The sequence below is a fragment of the Cohnella massiliensis genome (genome assembly GCF_900169535.1).
Lineage (GTDB): Bacteria > Bacillota > Bacilli > Paenibacillales > Paenibacillaceae > Cohnella > Cohnella algarum.
On sequence record NZ_LT821259.1, the window covers coordinates 1,909,265 to 1,927,776 of the forward strand.

At 58.1% G+C, this 18,512-nt stretch carries 15 protein-coding genes; 13 read left to right on the forward strand and 2 right to left on the reverse strand.

Translation table 11 applies throughout. The features are described from left to right. Position 1 precedes the first annotated feature (1 nt). From B7E11_RS22675 to B7E11_RS22690, 4 genes are all read left to right on the forward strand, one after another. Positions 2 to 1,666, forward strand: a complete 1,665-nt coding sequence (locus tag B7E11_RS22675) for a GAF domain-containing sensor histidine kinase (protein WP_080839132.1) — start codon at positions 2 to 4, stop codon at positions 1,664 to 1,666. Continuing rightward, positions 1,663 to 2,322 carry a response regulator gene (locus tag B7E11_RS22680; RefSeq protein ID WP_080839134.1) on the forward strand — a complete coding sequence of 220 codons (660 nt, stop codon included), beginning with the start codon at positions 1,663 to 1,665 and terminating at the stop codon, positions 2,320 to 2,322. The genes B7E11_RS22675 and B7E11_RS22680 overlap by 4 nt, the downstream gene beginning before the upstream one ends. Before the next feature lie 174 nt (positions 2,323 to 2,496). Continuing rightward, positions 2,497 to 3,123: an FMN-dependent NADH-azoreductase gene (locus B7E11_RS22685; protein ID WP_080839136.1), complete on the forward strand. Its 627-nt coding sequence runs from the start codon at positions 2,497 to 2,499 to the stop codon at positions 3,121 to 3,123. A gap of 204 nt (positions 3,124 to 3,327) precedes the next feature. Further along, positions 3,328 to 4,440, forward strand: a complete 1,113-nt coding sequence (locus B7E11_RS22690; RefSeq protein WP_080839137.1) for a glucosaminidase domain-containing protein — start codon at positions 3,328 to 3,330, stop codon at positions 4,438 to 4,440. Positions 4,441 to 4,478: 38 nt separating this feature from the next. Here B7E11_RS22690 and greA read toward each other — a convergent pair whose 3' ends face one another. Next, on the reverse strand, positions 4,479 to 4,955 hold the full coding sequence (greA, locus tag B7E11_RS22695; RefSeq protein ID WP_080840943.1) for a transcription elongation factor GreA: 477 nt from the start codon (positions 4,953 to 4,955) through the stop codon (positions 4,479 to 4,481). Between the two features lie 238 nt (positions 4,956 to 5,193). On the opposite strand from greA, the gene B7E11_RS22700 reads away from it, so the two are divergent. The 4 genes from B7E11_RS22700 (at position 5,194) to B7E11_RS22715 (ending at position 9,836) form a co-directional block, all read left to right on the forward strand. Then, positions 5,194 to 6,222, forward strand: coding sequence for an iron-hydroxamate ABC transporter substrate-binding protein (locus B7E11_RS22700; protein ID WP_080839138.1), 1,029 nt, complete (start codon positions 5,194 to 5,196; stop codon positions 6,220 to 6,222). 151 nt (positions 6,223 to 6,373) lie between these two features. Next, entirely contained in the window at positions 6,374 to 7,105 is a 732-nt protein-coding gene (locus tag B7E11_RS22705; protein WP_080839140.1) for a ZIP family metal transporter, read from the forward strand. Positions 7,106 to 7,239: 134 nt separating this feature from the next. Further along, positions 7,240 to 8,052 carry a response regulator transcription factor gene (locus B7E11_RS22710; protein ID WP_080839142.1) on the forward strand — a complete coding sequence of 271 codons (813 nt, stop codon included), beginning with the start codon at positions 7,240 to 7,242 and terminating at the stop codon, positions 8,050 to 8,052. 14 nt (positions 8,053 to 8,066) lie between these two features. Continuing rightward, positions 8,067 to 9,836: a sensor histidine kinase gene (locus tag B7E11_RS22715; protein WP_080839145.1), complete on the forward strand. Its 1,770-nt coding sequence runs from the start codon at positions 8,067 to 8,069 to the stop codon at positions 9,834 to 9,836. On the opposite strand, the gene B7E11_RS22720 is transcribed toward B7E11_RS22715, so the two are convergent. Next, positions 9,829 to 10,815, reverse strand: coding sequence for a sensor histidine kinase (locus B7E11_RS22720; protein ID WP_080839146.1), 987 nt, complete (start codon positions 10,813 to 10,815; stop codon positions 9,829 to 9,831). The two genes, B7E11_RS22715 and B7E11_RS22720, sit on opposite strands and share 8 nt — an antisense overlap. 177 nt (positions 10,816 to 10,992) lie before the next feature. On the opposite strand from B7E11_RS22720, the gene B7E11_RS22725 reads away from it, so the two are divergent. The 5 genes from B7E11_RS22725 (at position 10,993) to B7E11_RS22745 (ending at position 18,501) form a co-directional block, all read left to right on the forward strand. Further along, positions 10,993 to 12,426: an ABC transporter substrate-binding protein gene (locus tag B7E11_RS22725; protein ID WP_080839148.1), complete on the forward strand. Its 1,434-nt coding sequence runs from the start codon at positions 10,993 to 10,995 to the stop codon at positions 12,424 to 12,426. A 6-nt stretch (positions 12,427 to 12,432) separates the two neighbouring features. Next, on the forward strand, positions 12,433 to 13,371 hold the full coding sequence (locus B7E11_RS22730) for a carbohydrate ABC transporter permease (RefSeq protein WP_080839149.1): 939 nt from the start codon (positions 12,433 to 12,435) through the stop codon (positions 13,369 to 13,371). Between the two features lie 13 nt (positions 13,372 to 13,384). Beyond that, the gene (locus B7E11_RS22735; RefSeq protein ID WP_080839150.1) at positions 13,385 to 14,263 is read left to right on the forward strand and encodes a carbohydrate ABC transporter permease; all 879 of its coding nucleotides are present in this window, start codon (positions 13,385 to 13,387) and stop codon (positions 14,261 to 14,263) included. 61 nt (positions 14,264 to 14,324) lie between these two features. Then, positions 14,325 to 17,600 (forward strand): sugar-binding protein, encoded by a 3,276-nt coding sequence (locus B7E11_RS22740; protein WP_080839152.1) that lies wholly within the window; start codon positions 14,325 to 14,327, stop codon positions 17,598 to 17,600. An 85-nt stretch (positions 17,601 to 17,685) separates the two neighbouring features. After that, positions 17,686 to 18,501 (forward strand): SDR family NAD(P)-dependent oxidoreductase, encoded by an 816-nt coding sequence (locus tag B7E11_RS22745; RefSeq protein WP_080839153.1) that lies wholly within the window; start codon positions 17,686 to 17,688, stop codon positions 18,499 to 18,501. Positions 18,502 to 18,512 lie beyond the last annotated feature (11 nt).

The window sequence follows — 18,512 nt, forward strand, 5'->3', positions numbered from 1 at the left end:
CATGACCGGAGAAATACGCGAAAACGAGCTGGCGGCGCTCAAGGAAATCGCCGAACTGATCAATACGACCAACGATATGGATCATATGCTGAACGAAGCGCTGGACAAGCTGTTGAAGGTGACGAGTTTTTCGACGGGCTGGATTTTTTTGCTCGACGACGTCCGCAACGACGGCTGCGCGGCCGCCCGCCATCTCCCGCCCGCCCTCGAAGCCGACGGAAGGGCGGTCATGTGCGGAGACGAATGCTGGTGCATGGAGCGGTTCCGGCAAAACCGGCTGCATCGCGCGGTAAACATTATCGAATGTTCGCGCATCGCCTACGCGGTGGAGCACAAGCTCGGCGATACGGCCGGCGTATCGCATCACGCGACCGTTCCTCTCGTCGCGGGGGAAGACCGGTTCGGCGTGCTCAATGTCGCGGAAGCGGGAAAAGAACGGTTCTCGAAGCGCGAGCTGTCCCTGCTGGAGGCGGTCGCGCTGCAGATCGGAACCGCCATCAAGCGGATCCGGCTGTATCAGGCGCAAGAGCGGAGCGCGTATTTGTACGCGAAGCTTGGCGACGTCATTCAGGAATTTCACTCCATCCAGGATATCCGCGAGCTTCCGGCGCAGGCGGTCAACATTATCGGGAAAACGTTCGGCTGGGCCCACGTGTCGCTATTTCTCGCCGAAGGCCGGCAGCTTGCGCTGCATGCGCAATATGCGGACGCCAGGGCCAAAGCCGGCTGGACGCCTTTGCCCGCGGAATTGGCCGGACCGGTCCACGAGGCTTACCTCGACAACCGGCTCGTCGTCCTCCCGGAAAACGGCAGTGCGGCCGAAAGCGGAGCGATTGACGGGGGAATCCCCCCGTTCGCGTCGGCCGCCGCGATTCCGCTTCGCATCCGAAATCATTCGCTTGGCGTCCTGTTCATCGGCAGTCCGAATCCGCGCCAATTCGACGAGTGCCACAAAGATTTCATGTATTCGCTCGGCGACCATTTTACGCTAAGCGTGGAAAATTTGCGCCTGTACGAGGAACGCAGCGAGCTCGCGCGCATGGAAGAGCGAAACCGCGTCGCGCGCGATTTGCACGATTCGGTCATGCAGAAGGTGTTCTCGCTTTCGTTTCTCGCGAAGGGAGCGGAAACGGTGCTCGGCGATCGGGAGCCGGTCGTCTTGCAGTCGCTGCAGGAAATCCGGCATTTGTCTCAGGACGTGCTGAAGGAAATGCGGGCGCTCATCTGGCAGCTTCATCCGGCCGGTCTGGAGAACGGGCTGCTGCCGGCGTTGAAGCGGTACGGACAGGAAATCGACCTGATCGTGTACGAGCGGGCGGAGGGCGTCAAATCGCTGCCCCGATCGATCGAGGAGGCGCTTTGGCGCATCGGGCAGGAAGCGCTCAACAACGTCAAAAAACATTCGGGAGCGAACGCCGCTTACATTCGGCTAAAAAAGTCGGAGCGATCCGCCACGATGGAAATTATGGACAAGGGCAAAGGGTTCGTCCCGCATAAGACACCCGGAGGATACTCGCTCGGCATGAGGTCGATGCGCGAACGGGCGGAAGCGCTCGGCGGGGAACTTTCGATTGAAAGCGCGGAAGGCAAGCCGACGGTCGTCAAAGTGACCATTCCCGTCAACGTCATTGAAGCGAAGTGCATCGAAGAAAGGGAGCAACGGTGAAAATCAAAATTTTACTCGCCGACGATCATCAGATCGTCTTGAAGGGCATTTCTTTCTTTTTGAACATGCAGCCCGACTTCGAAATCGTCGGGGAAGCGCAGAACGGGCAGGAAGCGGTGGAAAAGGCCGAGCAGCTGCGGCCGGATATCGTGCTCATGGATTTGAACATGCCGGTAATGGACGGAATCGAGGCCAGCTCCATCATCGGGGAGCGGCATCCGGAAATAAAGGTGCTCGTCCTGACCAGCTTTTCTGATCGCAGCCACATCGTGCCCGCGCTGCGGACGGGAGCGGTCGGCTACATGCTGAAGGACGCGGAGCCCGACCAGCTGGCCGAAGCGATCCGAAGCGCGTATAAAGGAAATATCCAGCTGCATCCCGACATCGCCGAAGCGCTTCTTTCCCAACTGTCGCCCGGGCTTGCCCCGATGACCGAGCTTCAAAGCCGCGAGGCGATCGAAACGCTCACGCCGAGAGAAACGGAAGTGCTGCGCCTGCTGACGAAAGGCTTGAGCAATAAAGAAATCGCGCGGGATTTGGTCGTCGCCGAAAAAACGGTCAAAACCCATGTCAGCAGCATTTTGAGCAAGCTTCAGCTCGCGGACCGGACGCAGGCGGCGCTCTATGCGGTGCAAAAGCTCGGCGACAGGGAATAGCGCACAAACGAATACGACCGTCTCAGACCTTGGTCGTAAGACCGGTCCTCCGCCTTCGGCGGATTTTTTTTTGCGCCTATTTTCGGTCTAATTTCCGATGAACGGCGGCAACGAACTATATAAAATAAAGAAAGTAACAAATAAAAAGATTAGGGATGTTGGAGGGAACGATTTATGAGTACCGTATTGTTCGTAAAAGCAAACGACCGGCCGATCGAACAAGCCGTCAGCGTGAAGCTGTATCACGCGTTTCTGGACAGCTACCGGAAAAGCCATCCGGAAGATACGATCATCGAACTCGACCTGTTTAAAGAAGAACTGCCGTACATGAACTCGGATATGATCAGCGGGAATTTCAAGGCTGCACGAGGGATGGAACTGACGCCGGCGGAGCAAGCGGCCGTCGAGGTAGCGGGCAAATATATCGATCAATTTCTCGCCGCGGACAAAGTCGTTTTCGGCTTCCCGCTTTGGAACTTGACGATTCCGGCCGTTCTGCACACGTACATCGACTACATTTACCAAGCGGGCAAAACGTTCAAGTATACGGAGCAAGGCCCGGTCGGCCTCATTCCGGACAAAAAAGTCGCGCTGCTTAACGCAAGGGGAGGCATTTATTCCGAAGGTCCTTCAGCGGCCGCCGAAATGTCTTTGAACTATGTGCGCAACATTATGATGTTCTTCGGCGTCACCGATTTCACGAACGTCATCGTCGAAGGCCACAACCAAATGCCGGACAAAGCGGAAGCGATCGTCGCCGAAGGCATCGCCAACGCCGAAAAAGCCGCCGTCGGCTTCTAAAGTTCCGCAATTTCGTTCATCGTTTTCAAAAAAACCGCTGAAAAGCGGTTTTTTTGTGTTCTAAATGAAGATCTTCTCATTTATAGGCTTTCGACAAATAAACAATCGATCCTTTCTGATCGTTTGACAAGCTTTTTAACCGTGAGTATGTACAATCAATCCTAATAAAAGACGCTTCACAATAAACCGAGAAAGAGGTGCAGCATGCGAATGACAAAGAACGCTTATTTGTCTGTAAGTGTGCTTACGTTAACCTTAATCTTGTTAGTTGGAGCCTTTTTCCTTCATTCCGATAATTTGGCCGCGGCGCCGACCGTCGGCAAAACCGGTTCGCCGAACGGCCGATCGCCTGCCCTGACCGGCGCGGGGGTGCTGCCCGCCGCCTTCGGCTTCGCCGTCACGCTGCCGGCGAAAGAGGGATCCTCTTCGACGGCCGAGCCGCCCGGGCCCGTGCAGGCGAAACCGGCCGTTCAACCGACAGCCCAACCGACCGCTCAACGGCCCGCCGACGCCGTCCGCTCCGATCCGAACCCCGCTGCGGAACCGCCCCGAATTTCTCTTCCTACATACGAAGTGACCGCGTATTTCCTCAATGTTCGCGCGAACGCATATTCAACGTCAAAAATCATAAACGTCCTTAAAAAAGGCGATCTCGTACAGGTCGTCAAGACGACGGACAACGGATGGCTGCTGCTGCAAACGGGCGGCTACGTCTACGGCGAATACGCCACGCCGGCCGAACCGGAAAAAAGCGAGCCGGCGGCCGCGGCTGCGGACGCCCTGGCCGCCGCGCCGCCGCGGCCCGAGACGTCCGCGGAACCCGAAACGTCCGCGGAACCCAAGACTTCGCTTTCGGAACCCGAGTCGCCTCCCGCGGAGCCCGCCAAACCGACCCATAAGGTGAAATCGAAATCGGGTTTGACCGTGCGCCATATCGAGACGATTTTCGAAGGGACGGCCCTGGCCGACTACGATCTGGAAGAAGTGATTTTGGAAATCGAAGAAGAGTACGGAATCAACGCGTTTTTCACGATTGCGGTCATGAAGCTGGAAAGCGGCAACGGCAAAAGCAATCTGGCAAAGAAGAAAAACAATTTGTTCGGGTTGAACGCCGTCAGCGGTTCCGAGAGCAAAAGCGCTTTCAGCTTCGAGACGAAAGGGGACAGCGTGAAAAAATTCGGGCAGCTGATTTCCAAAAGCTACATGGGAAAAGGACTGACGACGATCGAAAAAATCGCAAAAAAATACTGCCCGGCCAATCCGAAATGGAGCGGCCTGGTCAGCAAAATCATGCAGGGCGACTTTAAAAAGCTATAAGTTCGAAAGCCGGACGGAGAAGCGCTGTCATTCGGGCGTCAGGCGTTCGCCTTGATCTCCAGCACCTTGTAGGTGATGACCCCCATCGGAGCGTCCACATGGACGACGTCGCCGACGGTTTTGTTCATCAGCGCTTTTCCGACCGGGCTCTCGTAGGAGATCTTCTGCTCGGCGACGTCCGCTTCGGAGGGGCCGACGATTTTGTATTCGATGTTTTCGTCGAATTCCTCATCGTACAGCACGACAACGGATCCGACCTGTACGCTGGACGAATCCGAATTTTGCACGACGCGGGCGTGCTTCAGCATCTTTTCGACGGTGAGGATGCGGGTCTCGACAAAAGCCTGATCGTTCTTGGCCGAATGGTATTCGAAATTTTCCTTCAAGTCTCCGTAACTGAGCGCGATTTTGATCCGTTCGGCCAGCTCCTTGCGCTTGACGGTTTTCAATTCCTCCAATTCCTGTTCCAGCTTGGCGAGCCCTTCCGGGGTTAAAATGATTTCTTCGTTCGACACGTTCATATCTCCTTTATACGGGTCTGCTTCCGAAAACAGGATTATTCTGCCGTTCGTTTGCCGACGCTATACAAATATTTTGCCGTATCGCGCTTTGAATTTCAAGCGGCGGAGCGGCTCTATTTTATTGACAGCGGCTCGCATCGTTTGCTATATTCCTAATTGACAATGATTATCATTATCTATAAGTCGGAAATGATCATCGAATCATTGCGAGAATGGTGGGAGGGTTCACAAGTTGGCAAAAAGAAAACCGGCATTCGTCCTGGGTGCCATCCTGCTGTCGTTATCCTTCGTCGTATCGGCATGCGGAGGAACGGGCAACGGCAATTCGCCGGCGTCTCCGGGCGCTTCGGCGACGGCTTCGGCGTCGCCATCGCAGGCGGCGGAAGAAACGGCGATTCCTTCGGCATCCGCCGCAGCGGAAGGCACCCGCAGCTACGAGACCGATAAGGGCGTCGTCGAAATTCCGGCCAAGCCGCAGCGCATCGTTACCGATTATTACGGCGGCGAGCTGCTGGCAGTCGGAGCAAACGTCATCGGCGTCGAGCCGACCGCGTTCGACAATCCGTTTTTGAAGGATTTGCTGGCGAACACGCAGGACGTCGGTTATCCGACGAACGTGGAGAAGGTGCTGGAGCTTCAGCCGGACTTGATCGTCGTCATGTACGACGACAGTTACGAAGCGTTGTCCAAAATCGCGCCGACCGTCCATATTCCATACGGAACCGCGACGAATATTTACGAAACCGTCGAATTGTTCGGCGATCTCGTCGGCGCGCCCGACAAAGCGGAGGCGTTCATCGCGGAGTTCGAGAAACGAGCGGCGGAAGGGCGCGAAAGGCTGAAAGGCGTCGTCGACGAGAATGCGACGTTCGGCATTTACGAGCTGACCGACAAAGGCGAGCTGTGGACGTTCGGGGACAACGCGGGCCGCGGCGGACAGGCGCTGTACAACGCCCTGAAGCTGAAGATGCCGGAAAAGAACAGCAACGACAATCAGACGCTGCAGCTTTCCATGGAGCTTCTGCCGGAGTATGCGGCGGATTACATGTTCCTGACCGTTTACGATCCGGAAAAGAAGGGCGAGGCGCTCGAAAATCTGCAGGCATCGGCGGTGTGGAGCAACCTGGACGCCGTCAAAAACAATCATTTGTTCATGAACGACTTCGATACGTTTTACCGCTACGACCCGATCGCGATTACCGAACAGATCGACCTGTTCGTTGATATGATCGTCGAGCGGACGGAAGCGAACAAGAAGTAAATCCGAATCCGAACCGAACCGTCGTGCAAACGCATGGCGGTTTTTCGTTTCCGACCGCGGCGGAAAAAACGGCGGCAACGTTATTTGAAGCCGCGGGAATAACTGGTATAATGCCATCGAGACGATCTTTTGCAAGGAGAGGAGCTTCGTTGTGGCGTCGGCTTTGATCGGAAGTATTATTTCAGCTATGGCAACGGTGCTCGGTGCCGCGCCGATCTTTTTCATCCGCAAGCTGTCGGAAAAATGGAAGGACATCCTCGTGGCCTTCACGGCGGGAATCATGGTCTCCGCTTCGACGTTCGGCCTGATGCCGCAGGCGATCGAGGAATCGGGAATCGCGGCGTTGACCGTCGGCCTGCTTCTCGGCATTATCGTTCTCGACCTGATCGAGAAAAACATCCCGCACATCGACGTGGAGAACGAATCGCGCATTCAGTCCTTCGACTCGAAGTCGTTGCTCGTCATTATCGCCTTGTTCATCCATAACATTCCGGAAGGGCTGAGCACGGGATTCAGCTACGCCAGCGAGAACGCGGGGCTCGGGCCGATGGTCGCGATTTCGATCGGCGCGCAAAACATTCCCGAAGGACTCATTTTGGCCGTGTTTCTCATCAGTTCGAACGCAAGCAAGCTGAAGTCCTTTCTGATTGTGGTCTTGACCGGATTGATGGAGGCCGTTTCCGCCGTTGCCGGCTATTTTACGGCCAGCTACGTCGAAAGCATGATCGGCGGCGGACTCGCTTTCGCCGCGGGAGCGATGCTGTTTATCGCTTACAAGGAACTCATCCCCGAAAGCCATGGCCACGGGTTCGAGCGGCCTTCGACGTATTCGTTTATATTCGGGCTGCTTATGATGCTCTATATCAGCTTCTGGTTCGGATGACGACAGAACGGTCCCGCAAGGAAGATCGACCCCGGCTATACGCGCCGGGTTTTTTGTTCGGTTCGTATTGACTGAAAAAGGGTTTTAAGCGAGTATCTAGAATAGAAAGCGGAATTCGGAAAGGAGGGGGACGGGTGAACGCGCGAGAGCAAGATCGGATGAAAATTTTAGTCGTCGACGACGAGTATTTGGTCCGGTACGGCCTGCGCACGACGATCGACTGGCCGCGGCACGGCTTCGAGCTGATCGGGGAAGCGGAGGACGGCGAAACCGGGCTTGAACTGGCCGAAAGGCATCGGCCGGACATTATCGTTACCGACATGAGCATGCCGTTTCTGGACGGCCTCGGCTTTATGGAACGGCTGCGGGCGCGCGGAATCGGCTCCAAAATCATCGTGCTTAGCGGCTACGACGATTTTCAATACGCCAAAGGCGCGATCGCGCACGGCGCCTCGGATTACATGCTCAAACCGGTCGAAAACGACAAGTTTATCGCCGCCGTTTGCAAGCTAGGGGAAACGATCCGCAAGGAGCGTTTGTCCGAAAGGTTCAGCCGGCAGAAGCTGCTCGGCGATCTCGCCGTTCTGCTGAAAGCGCTGCGGAACCGCAAGACGGCCAGCGGCGTGAAAGCCGTGGAAGACGCGAAACGCTACATCGAGTCGCACTTTGCGGAAGATCTTTCGGTAAGGCGCATCGCCGACGAGGTTTACGTCAGTCCTTCCTATTTGATGCACGCGTTCAAAGACGCCACGTCCAAAACTGTAAACGATTACATTACCGAATGCCGCATCGAAAAAGCGAAGGAGCTGCTTCGGAGCGGACGGTATAAAACGTACGAAGTGTGCGAACGGGTCGGTATCCGGGACCCGCGCTACTTCAGCCAGCTGTTCAAGAGACATACGAATTCGACCCCGCGGGATTATATCAAAAATTCCTTTTACGATTGAACGGAGGGGCGGCCATGCTCAAGCTGGGTTCCATGAACGTCCGCAGCCGAATTTTCTGGCTGCTCCTCGTCTGCTTTCTCGCCTCTTCCATGTTCGTTTTTCAAATTTCCCGAACGGCCGTGCAAGCGATCGTCGAAGACTTTATGTACGAATACGTAAAAATCAACCAGGAAAAAACCGAGTCCAGCCTCGAGTTTTTATTCAACCAGGTCCATATGCTTTCCGTCCGACTGCTGACGGAGGATGAAATTTACGATACGGCGGAAAGCGGGAGGCAGGAGAGCGAAGCGGCCCGGACGAAGCTGGCGGCGATCCTGGACACGATGGCCATCGACGACGAAATCGTCGGCGAAGTCGTCATCGCGACGAAGGACGGCCGATTTTACCCGTATTCCGGGCAATCGGGCGTCGGACTCCCGGATCGATCGTACTTGAACGAAATCGAACGGTCGCAGACTCCGGTTTGGGGAGAAATCCGGAAGGACGCCGGCGGCGAAGCCTATTTGCAGTTGGGGCGAAAATACCAGAGCTTCTATACCGGCCAAAACATCGGCTATTTGGTCGTTTATATCCGCGAGAGCGCGATTCGGAACGTGCTGAAAAAGGTTATCGTGGAAGACCACGGGTATTCGTTTCTCGTGGCCGACGACGAATACGTGCTGTCCTACCCGGATGACGGCAAAGTCGGCACGACCTTGTTCGATAAGCAAATGCTTGCGATGAAGGCGGGGCAAAGCTTCAAAAAAGCGGAATTCGTCGGCAGCCCTTCGATTGTCGCCGTCTACCCGCTGGAAGGCAGCTTTCGCAATTTGGGGCTGGACTGGAAAATCGTCAGCATCGTCTCCGACGAAAAGCTGCTGGCGAACGTCAATAAAATCAAGCAGTATTCGCTGCTGCTGCAAATCGCCGCGATCGGCCTCGCGGTGGCGATTTCGCTTTATGCGGCCAAGGGTATTTTGCGGCCGATCCGGCGGATGAACCGGCGGATCGTGCAATTTGCCGGGACGGCCGACTATGTCGCGCCGTACCGGAATCCGAAAGACGAGCTGCGGACGCTGGAAGACAGCTTTAACGACATGGTCGTCCGCATCCGGGAACTGATCGCGCGCAACAACGAGGAAAAGGACCGGCAGCGGGAGATGGAGCTGATCGCGCTTCAAGCCCAGATCAATCCGCACTTTTTGTACAATACGCTCGATGCGATCGGCTGGCTGGCCAAAATTCACCGCCAAAGCGAAATCGAAAAAATGGTCATCGCGCTCGCCCATTTTTATCGGCTCAGCCTGCATAAAGGGGATCGGTACATCGCGGTCGAGGAGGAAATCGGCATCGTGAAAAGCTATGTCGCCATCGAAGCGCAGCGCTTCCCGCAAAAGTTCGCGGTCCGGTACGAGATCGCCGAGGACATTCTTCCGCTCCGGCTGCTGAAAATCATCATCCAGCCGCTCGTCGAAAACGCGATCAAGCACGGCGTCAGCCGCAAGAGGGGAAGCGGCAACATCGTCGTCAAAGGGTATCGCGAAGGGGATCAGCTGCTGTTCGAAGTAAGCGACGACGGCGCGGGGTTCGACGTCCGCGAGCTGGACGACGAAAGCAGGCCGGCCCGATACAAGGGCGGGGGGTACGGCATTCGCAGCGTGAACGAGCGGATTCGGCTGGAGTACGGCGCGGGCTACGGGGTCGAAATCCGCAGCGCCCCCGGCAGCGGCACCGTTTCGCTGGTCAAGGTGAAGGCGAAATGCGGCGAAGAGGAGCGCCCGCGCAAGGCCGCCGCGGTCATTTGAGCGATTTCATTTTCAGGTAGAGCTGGTTCAACGGCCGGACGATGCTCGCCCTAAGCCAAATGGCCGCCGCAACGGCCCCGGCGGCGGAGACGAGTCCCAGAAGGAGTACCGCTCCTTTCAGCGGCTCGAGGCGGGAGAGCGAGCCGGTCAGCGGGACGGCCGCGACGATTTTCGTATTGGAGCCGAGAATCGTTTCGTGCAGGATGAGCCGGTCGCCGCCTATCGAAACAAAGCGCCCGCCCGGGCTTTCGTTCAGCCGCCGCAAATCGTCCGCCTCGATCGCTTCCTCGCCGGGACCCGAGGCGTATCGGACGATGTCGGAACCGTCGCGAACGAGGAATAACCGGTTTTGCGAGAAAAGGGCATTGTTTGTGACGAAAAAGTCGAACAGCGCGACGGTTTCCAGATCGAACACCATGACCGTTCCCGTCATCGCTTCCCGGACCGACGCCCCTTTGAGCAGCAAGCTGAATGTACCGTTCTCGACATAACGGTAGTTGTAGTAGGAAGCAAGGTTTCGGTACCGGGAAACCCACATCGTCTGGAGGTCCGGATCGTCCAGAAACCGCCGGACGGCCGTTTCCGCCGCCAATTGCTCGAACGGGGGGAAATTCGACATTCCGCTCATCGCGTAAACGGTTCCGTCCGGCCGGTAGAGCGATATGCCGAGAATGTTCAAGTCGGCGCCGTACGCGAGGCTGTCGAGCAGGAGGGACGCTTCGCCGAACGCGTTCGGGCTGCCGACGGCAACGGCCAGGTTCGGATTGTTGGCGATCATTTTGGCCGTTTCGCCGGTCGCGTTCAAAAATTGCTCAAGCAGCTCGAACGAGCTTTGAAAAGAGTTCGCCGAAATCGCCGCAAACTCGGAAACGACCGTCCGCTTCGCCCATTCGTACGCGAGCGCTCCGACGACCGCCGTAAAAGCGGAAACGGAAACGATCGTAATGAGCGCGATCCGCCGAGAAAACTTTTTGAACATGACGTTTTCCGCCTCCCTGAAAGCGCTTGCTCAAGCACTTCGATTATAACAGGAAACGCAGCACCATTTTAAACCTTTTTGCAGTTTTCCCGTATGTTCATTCTCGAATGTAAACGCTAACATTTACTTAGCAACGTTGCGAGCAAGAAATCGGTTTGGGGAGGGAAAACGACAGGCATGAAAACATGGAGATGGCTGGCTTTGGGAGCGGCGATGACGGTTGCCTTATCCGCCTGCGGAGGAGGAAGCGCGGGAAACGGCGGAACGGACGGATCGGCCTTGCCGTCGGCTTCCGGAACGGGAGGCAGGCAGGAAGCGAAGGAAATCGTGTTTCACAACGGGGATTGGCCGAAACCGCAGGATCAGCGGCTGGAGCAGTTCGAGCAGTGGAAGGCGAAATTCGAGGCGGAAAATCCGGACATATCGATGAAAACGGAAAATTTCACTTACGACACGAACACGTTTTTGCCGAAGGCCGAAAGCGGCCAGTTGCCGAACCTGTTCGGCACGTGGTTTACGGAGCCTCCCAAAATCATGAACGCCGGGTACGCGGCGGATATTACCGAGTATATGGATCGGCTGGGCTATACGGAGGCGCTCAACCCGGCGATGCTCGAGCTGGTCAAAAAAGACGGCAAAATATACGGCGTTCCGGTAAGCGGTTACTACATGGGCATGTGGTACAACGTCAACCTGTTCCGGGAGGCGGGATTGCTGGACGACAAAGGCGTGCCCAAATTCCCGCGGACATACGAAGAGCTGGCCGAAACGGCCAAAATCATCAAGGACAAAACCGGCAAGGCGGGCTTTTTCTTCCCGACCAAAAACAACCAGGGCGGCTGGCAGTTCATGACGATCGCCTGGTCGTTCGGGGCCGAGTTCGAAAAGCAGGTGGACGGCAAGTGGCAGGCGGTGTTCAACAGCCCGGAAGCGGTGGCGGCGCTGCAATATATGAAGGACTTGAAATGGAAATATGACGTGCTGCCCGACAACGTTCTCGTCGACGTCAACGACATGTACCGCCTGTTTGGAACGGATCAGGTCGCGATGGCGTTCGGTACGTCCGACTGGATGAACAACCCGATCAACGACTACAAAATGAACAAGGACAATCTGGCCGTCTCCGCCGTTCCGGCCGGACCTGGGGGCAGGGTGTCCCTGACCGGCGGAAGTCTGTTCATGTTCGCGAACAACAGCACGCCGGAGCAGATCGAAGCGGGTTTCAAGTGGCTGAAAATCAAGGGCGTTTCGCCCGAGGCGAGCGAAGAATCGTTGAAAGGGCTCGAGGAGTCGCTGACCGCCGACCGGAAGCTGAACCGGATCGTCGGGCCGCACGGCATGCAGGCCTGGATCAACGAAGAAAGAGTTCAGGCGGAGGACGCGATTCGGCAAAAGCACAAAAACGTCAATCTCGATCTTTGGTCCGACTATATGAAGAACGAAGGCGTCACGATTCGCCCGGAAGAGCCGGTCAACGCCCAGGAGCTGTACAAAACGCTGGACGCGGTCGTACAGGCGGTGCTGACCGACGAAAACGCCGATCCGAAAGCACTGCTCGACGCGGCGGTCGCCGACTTCCAGCGGGATTATCTCGACAAAGCGAAGGGTTGATCGGGCATGAGCGCGCAACCCGGCATCAGGGCGGCGGCGGCCGTGAAAACGGCCAAAGCTGCGGCAGGCTGGAAACGATGGCTTCATCGGGACGTCCCCTCGTGGCTGCTGATCGCGCCCAGCCTGTTCTTCTTCGTCGTCTTTCATTGGCAGCCGATCGTCTCCGGCTTCGCCCTGTCTTTTTTCGAAACGAAAGGGTACAACGCCGTCCGCTTCAACGGATTGCAAAATTATATCGACGTCGTCAGCAATTCCGTTTTTCAGCAGACGCTGGTCAATACGTTTCTTTACGTGTTCTGGTCGCTCGTCATCGGTTTTCTCGTGCCGATCGCCGTGGCGGTCATGATCAACGAAATGAAGCACATGCAATCCTTTTTCAAGTTCGCGGTCTACTTCCCCGGCATGGTGCCGGGAGTGGCCGCGGCGCTGCTGTGGATGTTTCTGTTCGATCCGGGTCCCGGGGGGCTGTTGAACATGCTGCTCGACGCGCTCGGGCTGCCGATGTCGCAATGGCTGCAAAATTCCTCGCTGACGATCCCGCTCATTATCGTGACGATGACGTGGCGGGCGTTCGGGGGGACGGTCATCCTGTACCTTGCCAGCCTGCAAGGCGTCAATCACGAGCTGTACGAGGCATCCGCCATCGACGGCGCGGGCATCCGCAAACGGCTTCGCCATATTACGATCCCGCAAATTTCGCACATCATCGGGATCATGTTCATTTTGCAAATCATCGGCGTGTTCCAAGTGCTGTACGAACCGCTGACGATGACGGAGGGCGGGCCGAACAATGCGTCGATGTCGCTCATGCTGACGAGCTACCACTACGCGTTCCGCTACTTCGAAGCCGGAAGATCGCTTGCGGTCGGGGTCATCACCTTCGTCATTCTGGCCGCGCTGACGGCCGTCTACTTCCGGATCAACAAGCGGTCGAACGAGGACTAGAAAGGGGGCCGACATGAAATCGCGCGACTTCGTCGGCATCATCGGCAAGCTGGACTACAAACGGCCCGGCATCAGGCTGCTGTACGCGCTTTTGCTCGCGGCGCTGGCGATCATTTCGCTCGTCTGTCTGCTTCCGCCGCTCTGGATTTTCGCTTCGAGCGTCAAGGATATCAAGGAGTTTTTCGCGATTCCGCCGACCTTGATTCCCCGCACGTTCCAGCTCGACAAGCTGGCGGATACGTGGAGAGAGCTGAATTTTGCCCGGCTGTACGCCAACACGCTTCTTCTTACGGCCGGCACGGTCGTCTTCTCCGTCTTGTTCAACGGGCTGCTGGGGTATTTTCTGGCCGTGTTGAAGCCGGCGGGCAGCAGATTCGTGTTCGTGCTCGTCCTGTGGACGATGCTGCTGCCCAATACGCTCGGCATGGTGCCGATATTCAAAACCATTATCGATTTTCCGCTGCTCGGCAATCTGACCGACTCGTTTCTCCCGTTGTGGATGATGGCGGGGGCGAACGCTTTCTACGCGATCATTTTCAAAGGATTCTTCGAGGGCATCCCGCAGGCGCTCATCGACGCGGCGAAAATCGACGGGTGCACGAGGCTGGCGATTTTTTTCCGGATCGTCGTGCCGTTAAGCGTTCCGGTCATGATGGCGATTACGATTTTTACGGTCAACGCGGCATGGGCCGATTTTTTCTGGCCGTATATGGTGCTGAAGGACAGCGGCATGTGGACGGTGATCGTCGCGATTTTCAATCTCAAATCGGCGGCTCCGCTCGACGTGCAGTTTATCGCGCTGACGTACGCCATCATCCCGCCCGCGATCCTGTTTCTCGTTTTTCAAAAATACATCATGCAGGGCTTTACATTCAGCGGCATCCGGGGTTGAAGCTAGCGAATCGAATCCAATCGATACCATTTTGAGAATTTCGAGAGGAGAATGGACAAGAATGGCGGCTCGAACGAAAAAAATCGCGATGTTGCTTGTCTCCTTCTTCGTATTCGCTTCAATAGGGTCGTTCGGCCCGGCCACGGTCGGAGCCAGCGCCGAAACCTTGACGAGGGAGGTCGTCTTCGGCGGTTTCGAGGCCGAGGAAGGCTGGACGCTGTCGCTCGGTTCGGAATTTCCCGGGGCGCAGGGCGACTTCGTCCGCGACCCGGCATCCTTTCGTTCCGGAGCGCGCTCGGGCAAGCTGACCGGGAACTTCGCAGGCGGCGGCAACTACGTCGCGCTTACCCGGACGCTTCCGGCTTACGAAGCGCTGGAGCTGTCGTTCTGGGTCAAAACGTCCGATGTCAGCCGGCTGGGGTTTCGGATGACGGATGCGACCGGACAGGTGCATCAGCAGCGAATCTCCTTGCAGTCTACATCCGACTGGCAGCGCATATCCATAAGCGTGTTCGACGGCGGGACGCAATACAGCCACTGGGGAGGCGCGAACGACGGCGTATGGCATTCGCCCGCCAAGCAGATTTCCTTCGTTTTCGACCGTTCCGCATTGACGGGAGGAAAGAACAGCGGCGTCATTCGGTTTGACGACGTCGTCATGACCGCGACGGTGCCCGATCTGGAACTCCAGCAGGATCGCCCGGGCAACGTCTTCGCCGTCGGCGAGCCGGTCTCGCTGCGCGCGCTGACATCGGGCGATTCGGTCGTGTCGGCCGTCTACGATTATTGGGGCAATCCGGTATCCGTACAAACCGATCCGACCGGCGGCGGTTACGCGAACATTGCGCTTGCGGGGCTCGAGAGCGGGTACTATACGGTGAACGTGACGGCGCTGCGCGGCGGAAACCCGTTCCGGGAAGCGACGACTTCCCTTGCCGTTCTGCCCCCGTTCGATCTTGGCGCGGTCCCGGATTCGCCGTTCGGCATGGCGACGCACTTCGGGCAGTCCTGGAACCCCGATCTCCTTCCGCTGCTGCAAAAAGCGGGGACGAAAAACATCCGTGACGAAATGTACTGGGGATCGGTGGAGAAGCCGAAAGGGACGTATGCGTTCGCGGGCAAATTCGAAACGTATATGGCCGGCGCGGAAGCGAACGCCATCAAGCCGCTCATCGTCCTCACGTATGAAAATCCGTTCTACGACAACAACAGCACGCCGTATTCCGACGAAGGAAGAGAAGGTTACGCGAATTACGGACGGGCGGTCGCGGAGCATTTCGAGGAGCAAATCGAATGGGTCGAGGTCTATAACGAATTCAATATCGGCTTCGGCGACCGCGGCGACGGGCCGGCCGATTCGAAGCCGGAACATTATTACGAATTGTTGAAAAAGACGTACGAGACGATCAAGGCGGCCCGGCCGGAAGTTACGGTCGCCGGCGCGGCGACCGCGGGCATCCCGCTGAACTGGCTGGAGGACGTCTTCAGCCGCGGCGGTTTGGACTATATGGATGTCGTTTCGGTCCATCCGTACCGGTATCCGGGCGCTCCGGAAGGTCTGGCGGATGCGCTCGCCGACCTGCAGGCGCTCATCATGGAGTATAACGGCGGCCGGCCGAAGCCGATCTGGATTACGGAAATCGGCTGGCCGACGCAGGCGGACGCGAGAGGCGTCAGCGAAAGCCGGCAGGCGGAGTATATCGTCCGCAGCCACGTCGTAGCGCTGGCGTCCGGCGTCGAGAAGCTGTTCTGGTACGACTTTATGAACGACGGAGTGAACGAAACGTATAACGAGCACAACTTCGGCATCGTGCGCAATGCGGAGGATCCGAAGGGCAAATACGCGCCCAAGCCGGCATACGTCTCCTATGCGACGATGACCCGGCAGTTGACGGGCAAGGCGTTCTCCCATCGGGAGCCGATCGGCGAAGGGATCCACAGCTATTTGTTCGAAGGGGCTGTCGGAGCCGCCCGCGTCGTCTGGTCGACGGAGCCGAAGCAGGCGAAAATCGAAACGGACGCGCCGGTTAAGGTGACCGATTTGATGGGGACGGAGGATACGCTATATCCGCTGAACGGGTACGTCTATTTGACGCTGACCGAATCTCCGGTCTATATCGAAGGGGCGATCGGCTCCATCTCGGAAGGAAGCAAGTTCGCCCTGACCGGAAGCCTGTCGGCGACGGGAGCGCCGCTGGCGGTGTCGCTCGCCGTCGACAATTCGGAGCCGCCCCGCGGGCGGATTCAGGCGCAGCTTTCGGTGGAAGGCGCCGTCTACGACATCGACGTCATGCCGCACGAGACGGCCGTTTTGGATTTCACGGTCCCGGGACGGGATACCCCGCAAACGAAAACGGTGACGGGGTATATCGTCCGGAACGGGAACAAGGTCGGCAAGCTTCGGACGGAGGTCGAGATCGCGAACCCGGTGAGGCTTGCGGTCAAGCATGTGCGGGTCGACGGTCAGGATAAGCTTCGGCTGAACGTCGCGAATTCGCTTGACGAGCCGATCGAGATGAGCGGCATCGAATGGCGAATCGGCGAGCGGTCGGGAACGGAAGCCTTATCCGTTCCGATCCCGGCCGGCGCGGCGGGAGGAACGGATTTGCCCGTGCCCGCGCTCCCGGCGGGCGAGACGTACGGCGTGCAGTTGAAGCTGAATTTCGCGAATGCGCCTTCCTCTGCGTTCGAAGGAAAAATTCGGCTCGCCGCGGAGGAAGACATGAAGCCGTTCCCCTTGCGCGCCGTCAACGTGGACGGCCAGCTAGACGACTTTGCCGCCGTCGCGCCGATCGACCTCGCGGGCGAAGGCGAGGTAGAGATGAACGGCTACGCCGGCGCGGACGATTTGAGCGGGAACATTTGGGGCACGTGGGACGACGAAAACTTCTACTTGTCCGCCTCCGTCCGCGACGATGTCTTCTCGCAAACCGCGGCGGGCGAAACGATGTGGCAGGGCGACAGCATTCAGTTTGCCGTCTCCCAAGGGATGCCGGGCGAACGGGGAAAATGGTTCGAATACGGGATGGCGCTGACCGGAAGCGGTCCGCAGCTTTACCGCTGGATTGCGGACGAAGGACTGCACGTCGGACTTGTCGAAAACGCGCGGATCGCCGTGACGCGAAACGAGGAAACGAAGGAAACGGTTTACGAGCTGGCTCTTCCGTGGACGGAGCTGGCGCCGGCTTTGCCGGAAGACGGACTGCTCGGCTTTTCCTTTCTCGTAAACGACAACGACGTGCAGGGTAGGAAAGGCTGGATCGAATGGGGAGGCGGCATCGGCGGAAGCAAGGACGGCGGACTGTTCAAAGCGATCCGGCTCGAGAGGCAGCCTTAAGGCGGAACCGGAGCGCGCCCTGCGGGGCGCGCTCCGAAGGAATGGAAGGGACCGTTCGCATGAACGAAAGGAAGGGATCGACCGGATGAACGAATCGAAGACGGCGAAGACGGCGCTGGTCACGGGCGGAGCGGTCGGGATCGGCAAAGGCGTCGCGCTCGCGTTCGCTTCGCGCGGTTACGACATCGCGATCAGCCATTTCGGGGAAGAGGACCAGGCGAATGCCGTTGCGGCCAGGATTCGGAACGAATTCGGCCGAACGTGCTTCGTTCGGCCGTGCGATCTGACCGAAGCGGCGGCCCCGTCCGCGCTCGTCGGAGAGGCGGTCCGCGAGCTCGGACGGCTCGACGTTCTCGTCAACAACGCCGGCGTTTCACGGTTTTCCGACGTGCGAAAGCTTACCCCCGGCGAATTCGACCGCCTCGTTCATTTGAACTTGCGGGCGCCGCTGCTGGCGATGCAGGCCGCCGCGGCGCATATGGTCGAGCGGGGCATTCGGGGAAGCATCGTCAATATCACCTCGACGCGGGCGGAGCGCGCGCACCCGGGCGACGCGGTATACGGCGCGACGAAGGCGGGCCTGACCCGGGCAAGCCAATCGGCGGCGCTCGATCTGGCGCCGTACGGCATCCGGGTCAACTGCGTCGCGCCCGGGGCGACGGCCTCCCGGGAGGGGGAAGACGTCCGACGCTGGTACGAGGCGATCGGCCGGAAAATTCCGCTCGGCCGGACCGGAACGACGGCCGACATCGGCGAAGCGTGCGCGTGGCTCGCTTCGGAGCAGGCCGCCTACGTGACCGGAACGACGCTGCGGGTGGACGGCGGGCTGATCGTCCCCGGCATGCCCGAGGACGTGTCGCCGGAAGCCGGCTACGGCTGGGGCCGGCCGTTCGCCGATTAAGATCGGAAGAG

Excerpts from the sequence above, each read along its gene's own strand:
- B7E11_RS22675 (WP_080839132.1), top strand. The coding sequence starts at position 2 with ATGACCGGAGAAATACGCGAAAACGAGCTGGCGGCGCTCAAGGAAATC.
- B7E11_RS22685 (WP_080839136.1), top strand. The coding sequence starts at position 2,497 with ATGAGTACCGTATTGTTCGTAAAAGCAAACGACCGGCCGATCGAACAA.
- B7E11_RS22690 (WP_080839137.1), top strand. The coding sequence starts at position 3,328 with ATGCGAATGACAAAGAACGCTTATTTGTCTGTAAGTGTGCTTACGTTA.
- B7E11_RS22715 (WP_080839145.1), top strand. The coding sequence starts at position 8,067 with ATGCTCAAGCTGGGTTCCATGAACGTCCGCAGCCGAATTTTCTGGCTG.
- B7E11_RS22720 (WP_080839146.1), bottom strand. The coding sequence starts at position 10,815 with ATGTTCAAAAAGTTTTCTCGGCGGATCGCGCTCATTACGATCGTTTCC.
- B7E11_RS22725 (WP_080839148.1), top strand. The coding sequence starts at position 10,993 with ATGAAAACATGGAGATGGCTGGCTTTGGGAGCGGCGATGACGGTTGCC.
- B7E11_RS22730 (WP_080839149.1), top strand. The coding sequence starts at position 12,433 with ATGAGCGCGCAACCCGGCATCAGGGCGGCGGCGGCCGTGAAAACGGCC.
- B7E11_RS22735 (WP_080839150.1), top strand. The coding sequence starts at position 13,385 with ATGAAATCGCGCGACTTCGTCGGCATCATCGGCAAGCTGGACTACAAA.
- B7E11_RS22740 (WP_080839152.1), top strand. The coding sequence starts at position 14,325 with ATGGCGGCTCGAACGAAAAAAATCGCGATGTTGCTTGTCTCCTTCTTC.
- B7E11_RS22745 (WP_080839153.1), top strand. The coding sequence starts at position 17,686 with ATGAACGAATCGAAGACGGCGAAGACGGCGCTGGTCACGGGCGGAGCG.